General features: G+C 55.6%; 10 protein-coding genes. All 10 read right to left on the reverse strand.

All coding sequences use genetic code 11. The annotated features are described in order from the left end of the window. Positions 1-209 precede the first annotated feature (209 nt). A complete protein-coding gene (locus tag Poly59_RS16450) occupies positions 210-782 on the reverse strand; it encodes a TadE/TadG family type IV pilus assembly protein (protein ID WP_146535151.1) in 573 nt (190 codons plus the stop codon). A gap of 65 nt (positions 783-847) precedes the next feature. Further along, entirely contained in the window at positions 848-1,996 is a 1,149-nt protein-coding gene (locus tag Poly59_RS16455) for a vWA domain-containing protein (RefSeq protein WP_146535152.1), read from the reverse strand. A gap of 50 nt (positions 1,997-2,046) precedes the next feature. Then, positions 2,047-2,466 carry a TadE family protein gene (locus tag Poly59_RS16460; protein ID WP_146535153.1) on the reverse strand — a complete coding sequence of 140 codons (420 nt, stop codon included), beginning with the start codon at positions 2,464-2,466 and terminating at the stop codon, positions 2,047-2,049. 413 nt (positions 2,467-2,879) lie between these two features. After that, the gene (locus Poly59_RS29605) at positions 2,880-3,764 is read right to left on the reverse strand and encodes a hypothetical protein (RefSeq protein WP_186776312.1); all 885 of its coding nucleotides are present in this window, start codon (positions 3,762-3,764) and stop codon (positions 2,880-2,882) included. A 227-nt stretch (positions 3,765-3,991) separates the two neighbouring features. Continuing rightward, complete coding sequence (locus Poly59_RS16470) at positions 3,992-4,915, reverse strand: GNAT family N-acetyltransferase (protein ID WP_146535154.1); 924 nt, start codon at positions 4,913-4,915, stop codon at positions 3,992-3,994. Positions 4,916-5,421: 506 nt separating this feature from the next. Beyond that, the gene (locus tag Poly59_RS16475; RefSeq protein ID WP_146535155.1) at positions 5,422-6,570 is read right to left on the reverse strand and encodes a prenyltransferase/squalene oxidase repeat-containing protein; all 1,149 of its coding nucleotides are present in this window, start codon (positions 6,568-6,570) and stop codon (positions 5,422-5,424) included. Positions 6,571-6,574: 4 nt separating this feature from the next. Beyond that, on the reverse strand, positions 6,575-12,256 hold the full coding sequence (locus Poly59_RS16480) for a hypothetical protein (protein ID WP_146535156.1): 5,682 nt from the start codon (positions 12,254-12,256) through the stop codon (positions 6,575-6,577). A gap of 2 nt (positions 12,257-12,258) precedes the next feature. Continuing rightward, complete coding sequence (locus Poly59_RS16485; protein ID WP_146535157.1) at positions 12,259-14,613, reverse strand: VWA domain-containing protein; 2,355 nt, start codon at positions 14,611-14,613, stop codon at positions 12,259-12,261. Beyond that, positions 14,613-16,910, reverse strand: coding sequence for a BatA domain-containing protein (locus Poly59_RS16490; protein ID WP_146535158.1), 2,298 nt, complete (start codon positions 16,908-16,910; stop codon positions 14,613-14,615). The genes Poly59_RS16485 and Poly59_RS16490 overlap by 1 nt, the downstream gene beginning before the upstream one ends. Beyond that, entirely contained in the window at positions 16,907-17,833 is a 927-nt protein-coding gene (locus tag Poly59_RS16495) for a DUF58 domain-containing protein (protein WP_146535159.1), read from the reverse strand. Before Poly59_RS16495 ends, Poly59_RS16490 begins: the two co-directional genes overlap by 4 nt. Positions 17,834-17,890: the final 57 nt, after the last annotated feature.

A 17,890-nucleotide genomic window follows, 5' to 3' on the forward strand; every position in this document is an offset into this window, starting at 1 on the left:
CAACAACGTCTTTCTTGTTTTGCTTTGCAGATTCGAACAAGACCGCCTTGATTCGCTAATCTAGTCGGCCCGCAGCGGCGCGACTTACGTTGCTCTCGAATTGCCGGCCATGGCTTCACGGATCTCCGGCGATGCTATCAGTTTGGGCGAATTGAAAAAGCTGGCCGCTAAAAACGCGGCCCAATCTTTGCGAACTCACAATTCCAGCGTTAGAGCATTGGAGGTGGCGGAGGTGGCGGAGGTGGCGGAGATGGAGGTGGTGGGGGAGATGGTTCGGGCTCCGGTTCAGGTTCAGGCTCCGGTTCAGGTTCAGGTTCTGTCGGCGGTGCCGGTGGCGGTGGCGGAGGCGGTTCGGGTAGCTCGGCGGACATTTGCATTGGTGAACGCTCGGTAATCAATTGTGATCGCCCCACCAGCATTCCTGTGACGAACTTGGGAATGACAAATGAGTTTGAAGAGACCGGCGCTTCGACGACAACCTCGATCATCGATGTGCTGTCCATGATCGGATTTGGCGTCAAGGTTACGGAGGCGTCGTTGATCCCAATGATGGCAAGGTGATCGGTGGCAGTTTGAATCACGGTTGACGCATCGGCACCGGGGATGATCGCGGCTCGGGCGGCCACAAAGGCGGCGTGGTTTACCGTATGCCGCAACATGCTGACCCGAGTGACTTCGATACTGCCAAAAATCAATGTCACTAAAACCGCGCAAGCGATCGCGAATTCGACTGTGGCGGCCCCTCGTCGTTTTGCAGAGTTACCAAGATTTAGAAAGGACATGACGATACAGTTCGCGAAAAGATGGGGCACGGATTAGCAATTCAAGCTTGTTGCCGTGAATCAGACTACTGAGTCAGGAGCGTTGGCAGACGTCGAGCAATTTTTTGGAAAGCAAGTTTTAATTGGGCTGCTGTTTCTGCGTGGAAATGTTCGCCACCGCCAATGTCGGCAACATTTTGCATCGCAATTTGTTCAGCCTCGTCACTGAACGTAATGGTGAATAACGTGATTCCCGCGTCAGCGGCAGCTCGTGCGGCATACTCCGGGGCACCACCCCAATTCTGGACGCCGTCTGTCATGACGATCATTACCTTGGAAGCGTAGGGGCGAGATGTCGATGATTCGTTAATCGCATACATACCCTGGTAAATTCCTCGCCCGATCGCGGTTCCGCCGGCTTCGAAGTTCGTCGAAATCGCTGCCAGATGTTGAATGGTCGCGTTGTAGTCGGTCGTCAGAAGTTGTGGCGTGTTGGTGTTGTGGTTGTAAATTGACAGCGATAACAGTTCTTCTTGCGCCGAGTCATCAAGTTCGGAAATGAAGCCTTGGACCGCGGCAATCAGATCGAGCCATCGCGCATTTGGAGGGACTGGATCGCCAAAATCCCAGTCCGGGGGCGCCGAAGCTGGCGCGGGTGGGTACTGAGCAATCTCTGCCGACCCGTATGCCATCGACCCGCTGCGATCGACCACCAAGGCAATGTCGATCACGCCTTGGGTGCTAACCGCAGTGCGAAGCGGTCGAACCGTGAAGGCTCCACCAAAAAATGGAAACACCGGCTCAATCCCAGTCCCTCCGCCGCTAGACAGATTGTTCGTTGTCAAACGGATCGAGTTGCCTTTGCCATTTTCCGATGGTGTGAACTCATAGGGGCTGTTCGCATCCGATCGTAGACTTGTGCCAAACTCGAGATCACTTGCGGCGATTGGTACTACAAAATTGCCGACCGGATTGCGTGATGCTGCTTCCTGCGCTGCAGCAAGAGCGAGGTCTTGATCGCCCGTCAAGACATACGTTCGGCCGGCAGCGCGCGCAGCCGCATCGACCGCAATCTGGACCTCAGTGTTGCTTGACTCGATGTAAGCGATGTTGATAGCCAAAGCGGCCAAGGCGAACAATGCTGGCAGAAGGATTACCACCAGAATCAACGTGGCTCCGGTGCATTTTCTGGTTCGGATGACCTGGATGGTCGTTGTTCGTGATTGTTTGGGCATTGAACTTCTCGGATATTCTGTCGCTAGTGGGCAGTTGAATGATTAACAGATCATTCCGCGCGGAGTGAAACCGATCGTTCCAGAGTTTTGTCACTGTAGATCCATCCACCAACTAAAGAGTTGTCAGCGAACGGTGCCGTTATGGTGATCTCGAGCCAATCGCCTTGCGAAAGCTGAGTCGGATCGCTTGGGTTCGCCGAGATGGCATACCCGTTGATGCTGTGGCTATCTAACAATGTTTCGCATTGGAAATTTATGTTTTCAACGGTAGCACCTGGAACGATGCCCACTCTTGCTCCCTCAAAAGCCGTGGTCTTTAACGTTTGTTGGACGTAAAGCATCGTGCAAGCCTCGACGGTCGCAAGTGTCATCATCACCAACACAGGCAAACAAACAGCTAGTTCAACGATCGCAGTGCCCACCCGCGGAATTCCGGTAATGTGCTTACGCGAAATTAGTGAAGTGTTCATTCCGACCGATGTATTTGGGGCATGGCAAATCGAGCTAACTGAACGCTAGGTCGCAAAGGCAACCCAATAAGCGGATTCGTCAATCGTTGTTGTCGATTTGACTGTTCCAATTGCTTGGGTGATGCGTTGTACGGAATAGTCCGAACTTGCAAATCACAACGGAAATCGGAGGAAGAAGTTGTTCGGGATGGTGCTCTGTTGCGAGCTTGGCGGAAACTTGAGAGTTAGGTCAGCACTCTGGGCGGTAACCCGCCGCTATCTCGCATAAGCCGTAAATCATCCGCTGGGTTCTGATATCGATTGATTCAGGAACGAAAAAAGCCACCGCGTTGTGACGCGGTGGCTTTCGTTTTTCTGACGCTCGGCAGATCAGAAGTTGGAATATTCAGCTGCTGGTGTGGGCGATCGTTGGCTTAGGATTCGTCGGTTGGCTCAGCGTCAAACTTGCCTTCGCTTTCGTACGACTCGTTGTTCGATTCGCGAGTCTTCGCGATTCGTGCTGCTTCGGAAACCACTGCTTGTGCGGTCCGCAGTTCGATTGGCGAGAACCAGCGGATGTTGCCGGTGTACTTACTTTCGACTCGATTCTTAGCCGCCAATTCTTGCCACGACATCTTGTCCATGATGTGCCATGCAGCAGCTTGTGCGGTGTTCTGAGTCACTTGTCCGTAGCCGAGCGATTCGCAAAGCACGCGAACACTTGGGTCGGTTGTGAATTGATCGAGCGGGACCATTTTATAAGCCATGCGTGGGTTCGGATCCTGCTTGCCATGTTCCAAGCAAACGGTTTGAACAGCGACTTTCATCATGCGTTCTGGTGCGACTCGCATGAATCCACCGCCGCCACCGCCCATGCCGCCGCCGCCCATGCCGCCGCCGCCCATCCCACCACCGCCCATGCCACCGCCGCCGGCTTGACCACCGCCACCGCCGCCGCCACCCATGCCACCACCGCCCATGCCGCCGCCGCCCATGCCGCCACCGCCCATGCCCATGCCTTGAGCTAAGACAGGAACGCTAGCGAAAGCTTCGGGAAGTTTCAGATCGAGAGGTTGCTCGGTCAAGTTGCGGATCAGCACGTTGGCTTTGGTCGCATCCTGAGGAATGATTTTTACTTCGATTTGGCCTGCGTCCATAGCTGCGAACAATTCAGCCGTCACGACGGCCGGTTCGTCTTTGTTTCGATCCGCTAGGGCTGATCCTGGCAGACTCAACAGCGAAAGAGCTGCAGCAGAAAACGCCAGGGTGGCCATTCGACGAGAGCCAATGCGGCGAGAAGACGAGTGCAGAAGAGTCACGAACACGTTCCTTTAAGTGGGTGTCGCCTCGTCAATCGCCGCCAATGAAGGCCGATGCGAATGACGCAGAGTGAAAGAGTCAATAAATCGGGCGAGGCGATTCTCGCGTTATCATAATCCCGCAGATCGGCGGTTCCAAGCAGAAAGGCGGCCGAGCCGAGATTCCCGGACCCGAAAATAGCACCAATCAGCTGAAATTGGAAAAATCGGCAGAAAACAACCGCTCGCTACAGCTTCAATTCCCAAACGACGCCCGAATCCGTCGTTTCGAAGCAAATTCTTTCAAGCTGTTGGATCAACGTCTTCTTCTCGGAATCGATCGCAGTCTCGACCGTTTGGATATTTCGAGTCGCCAACGTCTGCATCGTCGACGCTATCAGATAACTTTCGGCCGAGGACAACTCGCCCCGGGCTTGGATGGGGCCAAGATCCAGAATTGAAGTCGTCGGGCTAAGTACCTCTGCCTCGGGGTCACTAAACCAGAAGTCAACTTCGGCAAGCGTTGGCCCCGCTCTTTGCAGCAGCCGGAAGTGTTCGATATCGATGTGCGAAAGACCCGAGGCACGCCGTTGCGCGTCGGGAATCAAGTTTCCCGAATCAGCCTTCGCCGATCGGCGGAATTGTAACGCCTCGCGGCTGACCGGGGGCCGATAGAATAGTATCCCGGCCACCATCCGAGTCACCGAATTCAGTTCCGAAAAACCGAACTTCTTTAGCAGTTCGGTGAATCGTTCATCGGCTGTCGGCACACCGATGCCGTGTCCGATCGGTTCCAGACCCGCGTAGCCGAACCGTTCGTCGCGAACGACGCCCGCTTTGACCACTTTGAAGCCGCCGGCACGAGCCCGGACCAATGCTTCGGTCAACAACGACTCGGCAACTTCCTTGCCACATTCGGGCAGGATGCAATTCATCGGCATCACCACCTCGGACGGGTCGCTGGACGCTAAAAAATGAGTCCACCCGACAATTTGGCCTTCGGATTCAGCAACAAGCAACGAATGTGGATCAAAAAAAGTCCGAGAAGCAATCGCCTGCTCTAAGCGTGGCAAATTGACTTGCGGAGCCTTGGTGATCGCTGACCAGTGCGCGATCCAGACCCTAAGCAACTCTGGTAAGTCGTTGTTGTGGAAAGAGCGGATGGTCGTCACACGTGCGCTCGTGCTTGTAAGAAAGTCGTCGTTTCGAAAGGGCCCTGTCACTAGCGTATCGAAATGTTGCTTGCGATGGGCCAGGGGAGGACAAAGTCGTGTCGCTGCGGATGCGAAAAAGGTGCCGAACGGGTTGGCTTAGCTTGCCATCGAATAAAAAAAAACGGTGAGGCAGCCTCGAAAGGCTGTCTCACCGTTTGTTTCAAAAACCACGAGAGGTCATCGATCGTTTTGTTGCCGCAATCCCACTCGACGTCAACAAAATTCACGAACCGCTCAACTTTTCAGAGTCTCATCGCAATGAAACTCCTAGCACCGGACCATCGACATTGACAGTCCTTGCCGGTACAGAACTCAATCGGCCGATTATGCCGCTAGCTCGGATCGTAAGTGTCGAAACGAGCAACGGCGTTCGACTTCGTGACTCGTGGCGCGATTAAGTTGACTTTGCGGGCTGCGGGATTTTTTGTCACCGACAATTGGGGCTCGTTTCGGGGGGGGAGAGCCTATCGCTGATAGATAGGCAAGTAGTGGTACCGAACGCTCAGACTAAGCAGGGTTAGTGCGGTAGCATAGACGGTTCCGATGTTTCGTTCTTCGCCCCCACGAGCAATCCAAGATCCGTTGCCCTGTTGAAGATCCAGCATCAGATCGGGAACCAACTTGTCGGCTTTCTCAGCGTATTTGCCGCCCGCTTGGTGCATGGCCTGCGCGTAGTAATAAAGTCCGTAAAAAAAGAACCGCTCGTTCGGCTTGGGTGGATTCTGCAGCAACCACTCCGACGCTCCGGTCACCAGCGGCGATTCGTACTGGCCGCAAACTTGCATTGCCAGTAACCCGGCGGCAGTCATCGTGAACGACGGATGGAACGTGCCGGGCGTATACGTGAAACCGCTAACTTTGTCACGCGGGATCCCCTGGCGGTCGAGCGGTGATGCGTAAGAAAATTTTAAATAGTCTAGCGCGCTCTCAATCGCTTCGCCCGGAACGTCCATGCCGTCGTTCTTGGCCGAACGCAGCGCCATCAATTGCCAAATCGAAACGGATAAGTCGGAATCGGAACTGTCCGGCGTGTACCGCCAACCGCCGCGAAGGTTTTCAGGCTTGCGGACATTCTGTGCTGCCAGAATCAGCTTGATTGCATCGACCAGTGAATCGTGGATGCGGGTATTTTGTTCTGGCGTTGCACCCATCCCCAGCATCTCGGTCAGCATCAACGTTACGATGCCGTGGCCGTACATCCGCGAACTGTCGCTGCCACCAAAGTAACCCTCCATCGTTTGATGATGGGGATCCAAAACAAAGTTGATCGCGCTTTGCATCGCCCGTCCTCGTGCCGTCAATGTTGATGGCTGAGTCCCAATGGCTGCCATCGCCATTACAGCTAGTGCCGTCATTGCGACATCGTGTCGCCGATCCGTAATCGCACCGTCGGCTCGCTGAACCTTGACCAAATAGTCGACGCCGGATTCGACTGCGTTGTCGATGTCGTCCTTCAAGTACAGCGACGACGGTACATCATCGAATGGTTCTTGTGCGAACGACTTACCAGCGATTCCGGGGGACATCGCAAACAGCGAACCAATTCCCAACAAACAACGGCGGCGATCCAAGGAAACTGGATTGTGATGGGGCGAGAATGGTGTCTTGTGCATCGGTCTACTCTTTCCCTTTCCCTGCGGCTTGATTGGCGATCGCTCGGAAATAGGCCTCGATTTCGCGTCGATATTGGATCGGCACATTCGGCGCCGCCGATTCAGCAGCGTCGTCAGTGCGTCGCTGACGCAGTTCGCCCCACTGGATTCCGTTTCGATCGGTATCGCGAGAATCGACCGTTCCACCGTCCGGCATTTCACCGACCTTCGATTCATCACCCGGTTCGCCAGGCGGCGAAGGTTGATCCGAAGGTGGGCTCGGCGGTCCCTGCGACGGCGCGGGCGGATCAATTCGTTCTTGCCGTTGTTTGGCGGCAGCTTGTGATTGAGCTTCGACGAGCCCGGCCAACGTAGGCGAAGCCTCGGCCGCGGTCGATGGTTTGCTCTGGCCTGGTTTTTGACCAGGTTGCTGGCCAGGGTTATCGCCAGGCTCTTGCCCAGGCGGTTGGTCCGACGGATTCTCGCCTTCGCTCGGCTCGGAACCTTGCTCGGAATTCTTCTCCGCAGCGATTGAACGATCGAGTTCGTCGAGAGTTTGGGCGAGCTGCTGAGCACGTTGTTGAGTTGGGCTGGGCTGGGTGTCACCTTGTGATGGTTCCGGTCTTTCGCCTTGCGATGGCGGTTGCCCAGGTTCTTGGTCGCCGAACTGCTGACCCAATGAGTCGGCCGCTTGCTGGATGGCCGTTTCCGCCGCTGCGATCTTGCGACTCGCTTCGGGAGATTGTTTGGCATCTTTTGCAGCCTGGTCCAGCGACTCAGCCGCGTCGCTGGCCGCCTGAGTCGCTCCTTCGTCGATCTTTTGGGCTGATTCATCGAGCGCCGCGGCTTCCTGTTGGTGATCGAGACGTTCTTCGTGTCGTGCCGCACGCTTTAGCGTTTCGGACGCTTCGTTCACGTCGCCAGCCACACGCTGTTGCTGCTTCGCGAGCGCGTCGGCGCGTTCGGCCGGTGCTCGCAATTGATCATCGACTTCAGATTGCTTGACCATCTCGTTCAGCGTCTCGCCGATTTCATCCAATTCGCTGCGAGAACGGGACGTCATCCGTTGGCTCAGCTCGGCGGCCGGGTTCGGTTTATCGAGTTTTTCGAGTCGTTGTTTTTCAAATTCCTTTCGCTGCGTTTCGGCTTGCGATTCCATCAACTTGGCAAGCTCAGCGGTTTGGCGAGCCGCCGCTTCGGCTTGCTGTGCTTCGGCTAGTTGTGTTTCTGTTCGCGCGAGCTCTTTTTCCAACGACTCCTTTTGCTTTGGTTCGCGTTTGATTCGATCCTGGATGTTGCCTTGTTCACGTTTGACGTCGCGCTGCTTCCGCTGGGCCGCTTGCATTCGCCGGTTCGCTTCTTGAACCGTTCGCTGCCAATCTTTACGAATGTCACCGGCTGCACGAGACGCTTGATTCATGGCATCGCGTTCGGATCGTTCAAGTTCACGAGCCAACTTTTCGCGTTGATCATCAGCTAGATCCACCGGTTTTTTTTCCGCAGCATCGGCGGCCGAATTGTCGATTGGCAGTAGTTGTTTGGACGCCTGATCAACGGCTATCGCCATTTGCTTTGCCGTTTCGCGAATCTTGGTTAGCGGAGCGTTTTCGCCGCCCATTTGGTTCGTCTGATCAACTGCGTCTTTCAACTGTTGGCGAACCGTTTCAACGGATTCCTTTAACATAGGCGTCGCTGCCGATTCACTAGCTCGTTTGCCAGTGTTCAGTAACGCATCGTTCACCATGCCCGTGCGACGGGCGACGTCGGCGAGTTGTTTGGTGACACGGGTTTTGGTTTCTTGGAAAGCATCGTCGCTGCGCTGCAGTGTTTGGTTCATTCCGGCTTCATCACGCGCCGATTGTTCCAGCGACTTCTTGGCCTGGTCGACGGCTTGTTTCGCAATGTCCGATAATTCCTGCTGCATCGGTTGATTGCGTTTAAGTTCCTGCTCTAGCCGCTTCAACAATTCTTCGGGGCGGCTTTGTGCTGCGTCGGCGATGGTTTTGGCTTGGTTGAAACGTCGCTCAAGTTCATCGGCGATCTTCAATTCTTGTTCAGCCTTGCGTAGCTCGTCACGCGACTGGGAAACGTCTTCGCCGCTGGCTGCCTTTTCAAAGTGTTCAGCGGTCTGACGCAGCGACGTGGCAAGCTCCTCCATCGCCGTCGCAGCTTCCTGGAGTGATTTCTTGCGTTCCGCATCATCTTCAGCGACTGCATCTTTGGCTTCCGCCATTGCGTCTTCGGATCGTTGCTTCGCGTCCTGGATTTGCGCGACTGCAGCGTCAGCGTCGCGAGCCAATTCACGGTTCTCGGCGGAATTCAAATCAGCCGTGTTGGCAAAATCGACCAAGGCTTCCAGCGTCTGGGTGACCTCGGTCATCGCCGGTGTCTGCTGTGCCGCAAGTTCTTCGGCCGTCGGAGCCGAATCGTCGCTCCGTTCGTCGACTTGTTTCTTGACCTTTTCGACCATCTTTGCCGCTTTGTTCGCCTGTTCGGGCAGCGTCAACACGTACTTCGAAATCGTGGCGCGTGCTTCGGCCACATTCGGTTGCAATGTCGCAATCGCCGCAGCAAGTTTCTGGGCTAACGCGTGCAGCGGCGTGCCCGCGGCGATCATGTCATCGCTACTCCATCGCCGTTTCGACATGCGGTCTCGGGCCGTCGAGAAATCTTCGTTGTGTCGACTACGATCGATAGGCTCAATCAGCTTCCAATCTAATTTAAGTTTCTGCAGTAACCGAACTGGCCATTCCATCGCGGCGGCGTATTGTTCTAGCCACATCGCGTGTCCCCATTTTGCTGTGGCATCGGCGACCAATTTTCGCTCCGATTCAGCGAGTGAACGCACTTCGCGGAGTCCCATTTCGACTTCGTGAACGGCTTCGATGACATTGAATGCCGACGCCAGAGCGCGATGAACCTCCGAAGCGGGCTCGTCGCGATAGTCGACAAATCCATTCTCGGTAACGTTTTTGATCGCTCGGTCGATTAAGTTCAAATCGGCCGCATACTGCAGGTCAACCGAAGGTAGCGATCGATGCAGTTTGACCTCGCGCTGAACACGAATGTTCCACTCTGATCGAGTCGAATCGAATTCATGATCGTTCCAGTTTGCGTCGCGGGCAAACTGTGCGGCTTTTTGCGAGTCCTTTTCACTGGCGACTCGGTCGCGCGCTCGAGTGGCACCCTGCCCGGCTTGTTCCATCTTTTCAATCGCTTCGCCGATCGCACCAATTTCTTTTTGAATGTCGCGAACCATCGACTGGATGTTTGGCGACAACCGATCATCGTTCATGCCGTGGCTGTACTTGTTCATTACCTCATTGCCAAACGACTCGACTAAAATTCTCAGTTGGCCTTCTGGTCGCATTTCCTGAGTGATGTCTTCGAAACGAATTTGCCAACTTTCGGACCATCGGCTCCATTGGTTTTGGAAATGTCGAAGCGTTGATTCAGGCATCGTCAGTTTGTGCCGTTCGACCAATCGGTCGATCTCTTTCATTCGCCCCATAATCACGGTCAGGTAACGACCGAACCGTTCAAACGGCATCTTGGTTCCATCCGTGTTCTCGGCGCGAATCAACGGACGCAAGCTGCGGTTAAGAGACGAAACATCGGACGCGATCGCGATCGTGAAATCTGTACCAAAGTGGCTTCGCATGAGTTGATTGAGACGCGAGGCCTGAGCGGCGATCGACTTTGACTTTCCTGACGCGCTACGAAGTTCCTTTTCTCGCTCTTCCTTCCACGCGGGATGTTGCTCATCAGCCGCAAATAGTCCCGATGCAAACACATGCCTCAGTGATAGATCAAGGTTCTGTATGCCACGGCCCACCAATTCAATCGTTCGAGCGTTAGGAAGGTTGGTGGTATCAGAGATTTGTTGCTGAATCCGTGTCATCAGCGGATCTGTCGTCCCAGTAAGTTCATCAAGTTCCGTTTGTACGGCCCGAACGTTTTCGGGATCGAATGAATCAAAGGCAACTCGAAGGTTTTCGGATAACTTCGTCGCGCGGTTTGTCCATTCGTCGACCAGCGTGGCCAAGTTGGCGAGTTTGTCGAGTCTCTGATGACGGTCTCGGTCAAATTGTTCGTCCGCAACCAACAATTCGATAAACGGCGATTCACCTCGTTGACCAAGTCGGTCGATGGCGACCAGTCGAACTCGTACGATATCGCCGCCCGCTAGTTTGGTTGATTCTTGACCGTCAAACTCGCGATGCAATAGGTCCCAGTCCCAATCGATCTCGATTTGTCGATCCGATCCAGGAATGGAAACGTTGCGCTCGACCAACGCGTAATTGTTGACTTGAAATTCTTGGATGACTCGGTCCATTGGCAAGTCGTCAGTCGCAATCGCCGACAACGCAACGACTTCCAAAGGCGAAACCATCAACTCGGTTGCTTGCGTGGCCGACCAAACAACGCTTGGCGGTCGATCAGCGATTGGTGTAATTGTGTTTTGCGGGCTGAAGGGATTGTTCAAGCCTGAACGCTGGCTGGTCGCATCGACTTGGTACTGAGTCGGTGTCTTGATAGGAATCATCGTGCGAAAGACTTCTCGCGAACCATCGACGGGTAACAGTTCATATTCTGGACCACGTGACCCGACACGGACCGCCGCTTCCTCGACTGCTTCGTCAAATCGGACCGTCAGATGAGCGCGAGTTCCGATGATCGCTTCCAGGTCACCGTGTTCGGCTTCTTCGATTCGGTCATCCAGGTTTGCATACCCCGGAAACTCGTACCGCTTCTCGTAAGACACAACACTCGGACGGGGCAGCGGTGTCAGCGTGTGCCACAGTGTGATCGCATCGCCGCCAACGATTCGGTAATGCATCGGTTCGGTTCCAACCAAAACATTTGCCGCAAACAGTTCGCCTCGCGGTAGGCTTGGTTCTTCGTCGCCCGTCAATTTTGCTTTAGCGGTCGCAGGGCCTGCGATTCGGATCGACATGGGCGTTTGGCCATCCGTGCCATCATCCATTCGCCACTGCAACGTGACTTTGTCAGCCATCACGCCACCGACGCGCACGATCACACCAACCGCGTCGCCTTCGGCCACGAAACCTGTCGCGGGGTCCGGTGTCACGATCGTCAGTGACGTTAGCGACGCCCGCTGGATTGACAGACCAGGAAGCATGGCACGGGCAAACCGACGGGCGAACTGTGCTCGCGGAATCAGCAGCATCGCCGATACGATCGCGACAAGGATCATCGCGCACATCATCCATCTTTTGACCAGAGTAATCGGCAACAGCTTGGTCACGTTGACCATCGAAGTGCGACGACCGACGCTGGTTTGCAGACGCTCCCGAAAACTTGCCGAACCGTTGGCAGAGTTTGGATCTGCAAGCTCGACCGCGGACAATAAGTCATCACGCAGTCGCGGATCGGCGGATTCAAGCTGACGTGCAATTTGCCGCGGATCTTGCTGGCCAAGATGTCGCAGTCCGAATCGCCATGCCGACGCGCCGACAACGGCGTAACCGATCAGACTGAGCGTCCAGCGGACACCGTCTGACAATATCCAGACGTAATCGCAGACCGCGATGACGGAAACTGCAGCGATCGCCACGACCAATCCGACCGCGAAGGCGCGAAGGATCAACAGAGCTCGTCGCCGGCGAGTGAACTGCTGCAGCGCCGACGCTGTGGTGGGGCTGAGGTCGAGTGGGTTTTGCAAGTTTCCAGTGACAGATGCCATCTTTACACCAACCCTGCTTTTTTACGCAGCCACCACTCGAGTCCGAGGACTCCTATGACAGCCCAAAACCAATAGAACGATTGCCAAACCAAGACATCCGATTCAACGATCGCGCCTGATGACAACGGTCGAAGTGAATCCAGGATCTCTGACGCCGACGATTCATGCAGATAGACGCCACCTCCCGCACTGGCAATCTCGGTCAGAGCATTGCGATTCAAGCTGACGCGATTCATTTCCACGTTGTCTCGTGTTCCCACCCAGATTGGCGACGAAGCTTGCATTGCGGACGCGTCGAACCCGCTGGCGCGAATGCGGACTTCATAACTTCCAGCGGCCAACTTTTCCGTTGTGCCCAAATACGTTCCTCGCGCCGGATCGTCGATCGACATCGGAACGGTTGCGACCACTTCGTTGTCGGCGATCACTAATGCGTCGACCGTTGCATCGCCGACGGGTTTGCCGTTGGTGTCTTGCAATCGCGCTCGGATCACCGCAGATTCGCCGGGGACATATTCAATCTGGTCGGTCCCGAGTGCCACATATTCATCGCTAGCCGCATAGGGTGGCTGCATTGATGCAGCCATCAACTGATTCCAAAATCTTGCGTGAAAGCGGTCGGCAACTTTGTAGCGCCAACGCCAAGACTGGTCCGACGAAACATAGAAGACTCGTCCCGCACCGAACAACCGCGTCACCAACCAAGGCGAGCGATTGCCTTCGGAGTTGACGATGTCCGCCCATGACTCGGCGCCCTCTTGCACTTCAACGGACACCGCCGATTGTGGCGCGGGCAATTGCAACCACAACTGTTCCAGATCAGTTTTCTCACCACCCAGGTTGAACAGAGGTTGTTCTAGACCTAGATGAGTAGGCGATATCGATGCAATGGAAGTCGACACGTCGCTGAGAAAACGCACTGGGACTAAGTCACTTAAAAAGTCGCTTGCCACTCGTTTGACGCGACCGTATCGGCCGTCAATCACGATCAAGCCGCCGCCGCGAGTCACGAATTCCCGAATCAAACTTGCATCAGATGCATCAAATTGGTCGGGCGGCACTTCGCCAAGGACGATCACGTCGTACCGCGACATGACTTCGCGATTGCTGGGGAATTCGCCCGGCTCAATGCCTCGTTTCAAACGTAGGTTGTCAGTGCCGGGACCGTATAGAATCGTATCGACCGACCAAGCGGGATCGCGGTCAAAGACATTGCGGATGTAGCGCATCTCCCAGCGGCTCGATCCATCCAAAATCAGCATCCGGCGATCACGCATCGAAGCAGCGACGCGAAACGACATCGCGTTGTTGACATCACTACCGTCACCTTGAACCGGATCCAACCCCGCACGTAAATCCATCACCACGGTGCTGCGGCGGACGCCACGCTGCGATCCCGCATCCATATTGTCCAGTACCGACTTGACGTCGATCGCGAACGGAATCGTTTGCTTTTCGTTGGCGGTTGATCTGACAACTGTTTGCCAGACAACGTCGCCGCCTTCGCCAGATTCGATCCGAACGTTGAACTCGCGACCTTCCAACCCAAATTGATTCAGCACGATCGTTCCGGCGAGCGTTCCATCGAACGCGACTGAATCGGGATGATCGATTTTCACGATTGCGACTTCGGTTGGTTCCGTTTCGCTGCCCATGCCGATCGTGTGAACGGTCGCGCCGATGGTCTTCATCGGCCCCGCCAAGTCGATTGCAGATTTACCCACGTTGTCGCGGCCATCCGAGATCACGACGAGTGCCGTTTGAGTTAGTTCGGCAGAGTCCTCGGGATTGCCTGCGCCCACCGCGGAACGATGCTGGCTAAGTGCGGAAACTGCCGACGCCAAGTCGGTGCGTGTTCCATCCGGTTCAACCGATAGAAAAGCGATGGAGTCGGTTTCGCCAGAAGCGTAATCTTCGTCGGTGCTTGACCACACTGCGACGGGTTCGCCGGAACTGAACGCGACGACGTCCACATCGTGGGTTGTCTTCAATGTTTCGAGCCAACCTTCCGACCCAGCCTCGCCCGTCAACATTCCCATTGCACGTTTGATTCGGCTCGGAGTCGCCGAGGCGGTTTCGCTGTCGGAAACGTTCATGCTTTGTGATGCGTCGATCGCAAACACGACACGACCAAGCGTTCCCACGGTCACGCGTCGATGCCAGACGGGGCCGGCCAAAATCAAGATCACCATCGCGACCGCGGACGCCCGCAACGCCGGCAGTACAAAACTTAACGGTCCTTCGATATTGCGGGTCTCACGCAGGTACAACCACGCCACCAGCGCCGCGGCGATCAGAGCCGCAGTGCATACCAACCAAGGCGAAAGGTCACTGGCGAATCGAATCGATGCTAACATCAGCGGGCTCCTGCGGTTTGGCGGGCACGAGCAATCAGCGGTGACTTCCACCGTCCGAATCGACGCTGCTGTAATAGCAATTCACCGACCAGTCCCACCAACAACGCGACCAACAGCCAACGCCAGACTTCGCGGCCGAATCGCCGAGTCTGGTCATCCGACTGCAATGATTCCAGGTCTCGATAGACCGATGCGTCCACCAGTTCGGCAGCCCGGTTCAGTCGTGATTTATCGGCGTCGCGCAATTGAGACTCGGCTGCCGGGACCTCGGCAACACGAATGGTTCGATTGACAATTGGTTCGCCCTTCGAGTCAAAGTAGTGCTGCCGGAATTGATACACGCCTGGCGTCGCTGCGCGAGAGACCTGCAGTGAATCCAACTGTTCGTAAATGAACGGCTGAATTGCCGTTTCAACTCGGTTGGGATTTTCAAACGAGTAGGTTGCCGTAGCTTTCTGATCGATCTTTGTATCGGCCGGCAATTGCGATGTCAGTTCGATGACGGGCACATCGATCGGTGAACCCACATCGACCGTTGTTTGCTTTTGCGACCCGGCCAAGTCCAACACCATTTGCTGCATCATCGGCAAAAAGACCAATCGCAGCGGTAAGTTCGACCAGGATGCGTCGCAGGGAATCGCAAACTGAACCACTTGGCCCTTGCCGCGCCGAGCCCGCACGACCAACGGATCGCCTGATGAGAACGACAACAACTTTGTGGTGGTGGCAGTTTCCGGCCCCGACTCGTCGAGGGAAAGTTTTCGGTACCCTGTGATGGCAATCTCGCTGATCGGTCCCGTGCTTGTGTCTGCACCGGATCCGGACCCGATGATCGACCACGGCGCGTAGAGGTTGTTCAATTGACCGATCGAGTATCGGGGGAGATCATCATTGTCCGATCGTGGTCCGCCAACGCGATCACCAAGCTGTGCCGGCAATTTCCAGCCGTCGTCTGAATCGCCCCATACCGTGTTGTACGATTCTGGTTTCAGCTTGTCGCCGTCGAAGACGACCAAGGATCCGCCACGCTCGACGAATAGTGCCAAACGTTTGCGTAGCTCGCTGGTCACGTCGTCAACGTTCGCCAAGACGACGATGTCCGGTGACTGTTTGTCGATTTCCACGACAGCGGCTGTCTTGGTTGTGACCTGATTTCGAACCGCGTCGGGTTGGTCCTGTCCACCGAATGCAAACGGGCTGAGCGCGATCGCCAGAAAATCAGTTGCGCCTTCGAGCGGCCGGTTGCTGGGGCTACCGTTGACCATCAACACGTTGATCTCGCGGATCACGTCGACTGCGATGACTCGTTCGTTGTCATCGGGCAACGCGTCTGAATGTTCAATCGAAACGCTAACCGGATGAACGCCCACAATGTCTACTTTATGTGTCAGCCGAGTGATCGTCGATGAGCGCGGCGGCAGTGTGATCGTTCGCGTGTCAAGCGGTCGACCAGCGACAGTCCAAGCTAAACGCAAGTCCCGAATCGTATGATCGGTTGAATTGCGAATGCGGGCTGAAAACTTTGCGCTGCGTCCAGCGACGACGGCTGGTGAGTCGGAGGTGATCGATTCGACGGAAACATTGTCCAGCGTGTTGGATTGGTCACCGACATTCAAGAAACTGATCGTTGGACGGATTTCTTGCTCTTTAAGCGACAGTTCTAGACGCTTTAGCGATTCAATCGCCGAGTCGCCGACCATGTGACTTTGAAAGTCTGATACCACGATGATTTGTCGCTGGGGGTGTGCGGCGTCGCCAGATACTTCGACCGCTCTTCGAACCAATCGACCAAGGTCAACGGGACCACCCGTTGCGGTCATGTTTTCAACTTGGTCGATCGCGTCAGCGGTGCCCATCGAGCCAACGACGGCATCAATCGAACTGGTGCGGACCAGGATGATTTCGTCGCGCCGCGATAGAGTTTTGAAAAACTTGGCAAGCCCCGCCGAAACGTGGTGCATCCGCGTTTGCCCATCGGAATCACGCGCCGCCATGCTGCGACTGTCGTCGATGGCAACGACCACCGTCCGGGCGGCGTCGCCGGGCAGCGCGCGAAAACCGGTCAAGACGGGCCGAGCCAAACAGAACGCCAACAGGATCGGCAGCATGCAGCGCAGCAACAACAGCAACAAATTCATCAGCTCGATCCGTCGCCGATTGACTCGCACGACATCGTCGAGCAAGTGCATCGCGCCCCAGTTCACCGTGCGGAATCGACTGCGAAAGAGCAGGTGAATTGCAAGCGGGATTGTGAAGGCTAGAGCACCGAGAGCGAGCAGGCCGTTAAGGAGCGTCACCGCAGCCTCCGGCGAAGTGCAAAGTATTCGTGCAACGCATCGTCGAACGGTTGATCGGTGGTGACTGGGAAATAGTCGACGCGGTTTCGACGGCAAGCACTTTGCAGTTCTGATTGGTGTTCGGCCAAACGTTGCAAATAGATGTCGCGAACTGAACGTGAATCGACCACGTGCTCGTTCGTTTCGTTTTCAAGATCGCGAAACTGAACCCGGCCGGTGAATGGAAAGTCCATTTCGTCTGGGTCAAGAATCTGGAAGAATAGGACCTCGTGATTCTTGGAACGGAACTGCGTCAACGCGCGGCTGATCGAGGCAACGTCACCCATTCCGTCGGAAATGATGATCGCCAGTCCTCGTCGGCCCAACTTGGACGCAATCTTTTGAAACACGCCGCCCAAGTCGGTTTCGCGTTTCGTTGCATCCGATGCAAGCGCCGTCATGACTGCACGCAAATGCGACGGGCGGCTGCGAGTCGGGATGATATCGCGAGGTTGATCGTCAAACGTGATGCACCCGACGGCGTCTTGTTGTGCTAATAGCAAATAAGCGAGCGACGCAGCAAGCTGTTGGGCGTAGTCGTATTTCGTCAGCGACTCAGATCCCGCAGTGATTCCTTTGCCGCCGCGATCGCCTCCGTATCGCATCGAACCGCTGCGATCGACCAGCAGGGTGCAGCGCAGGTTTGTTTCTTCTTCGAATTCACGAATGTAAAGTCGGTCGCTCTTGGCGAACACTTTCCAGTCGATGTTGCGCAGTTCGTCGCCGCGGACATACGGTCGATGTTCTTTGAACTCGACGCTGAAACCCTTATGAGGCGACCGGTGGCGACCGGAACAGAAACCTTCGACCACTTGTCGCGCCAGCAATTGCAGCCTCGCGACGCGCGACAGTGCCTTCGGCGTGACGAGGTCCAGGATACGCATGGTGGGATTGGGCCGAAGGCGGGATGGGGCGGGAGCCGCCATTGTAGCCAACTTTGC

Origin of the sequence: Rubripirellula reticaptiva (genome assembly GCF_007860175.1) — a bacterium.
In the GTDB taxonomy this organism is placed as follows: Bacteria; Planctomycetota; Planctomycetia; order Pirellulales; family Pirellulaceae; genus Rubripirellula; species Rubripirellula reticaptiva.

Coding starts and splice junctions, on each gene's coding strand:
- Poly59_RS16455 (WP_146535152.1), bottom strand. CDS start 1,996: ATGCCCAAACAATCACGAACAACGACCATCCAGGTCATCCGAACCAGA.
- Poly59_RS16495 (WP_146535159.1), bottom strand. CDS start 17,833: ATGCGTATCCTGGACCTCGTCACGCCGAAGGCACTGTCGCGCGTCGCG.
- Poly59_RS16450 (WP_146535151.1), bottom strand. CDS start 782: ATGTCCTTTCTAAATCTTGGTAACTCTGCAAAACGACGAGGGGCCGCC.
- Poly59_RS16480 (WP_146535156.1), bottom strand. CDS start 12,256: ATGGCATCTGTCACTGGAAACTTGCAAAACCCACTCGACCTCAGCCCC.
- Poly59_RS16485 (WP_146535157.1), bottom strand. CDS start 14,613: ATGTTAGCATCGATTCGATTCGCCAGTGACCTTTCGCCTTGGTTGGTA.
- Poly59_RS16460 (WP_146535153.1), bottom strand. CDS start 2,466: ATGAACACTTCACTAATTTCGCGTAAGCACATTACCGGAATTCCGCGG.
- Poly59_RS16475 (WP_146535155.1), bottom strand. CDS start 6,570: ATGCACAAGACACCATTCTCGCCCCATCACAATCCAGTTTCCTTGGAT.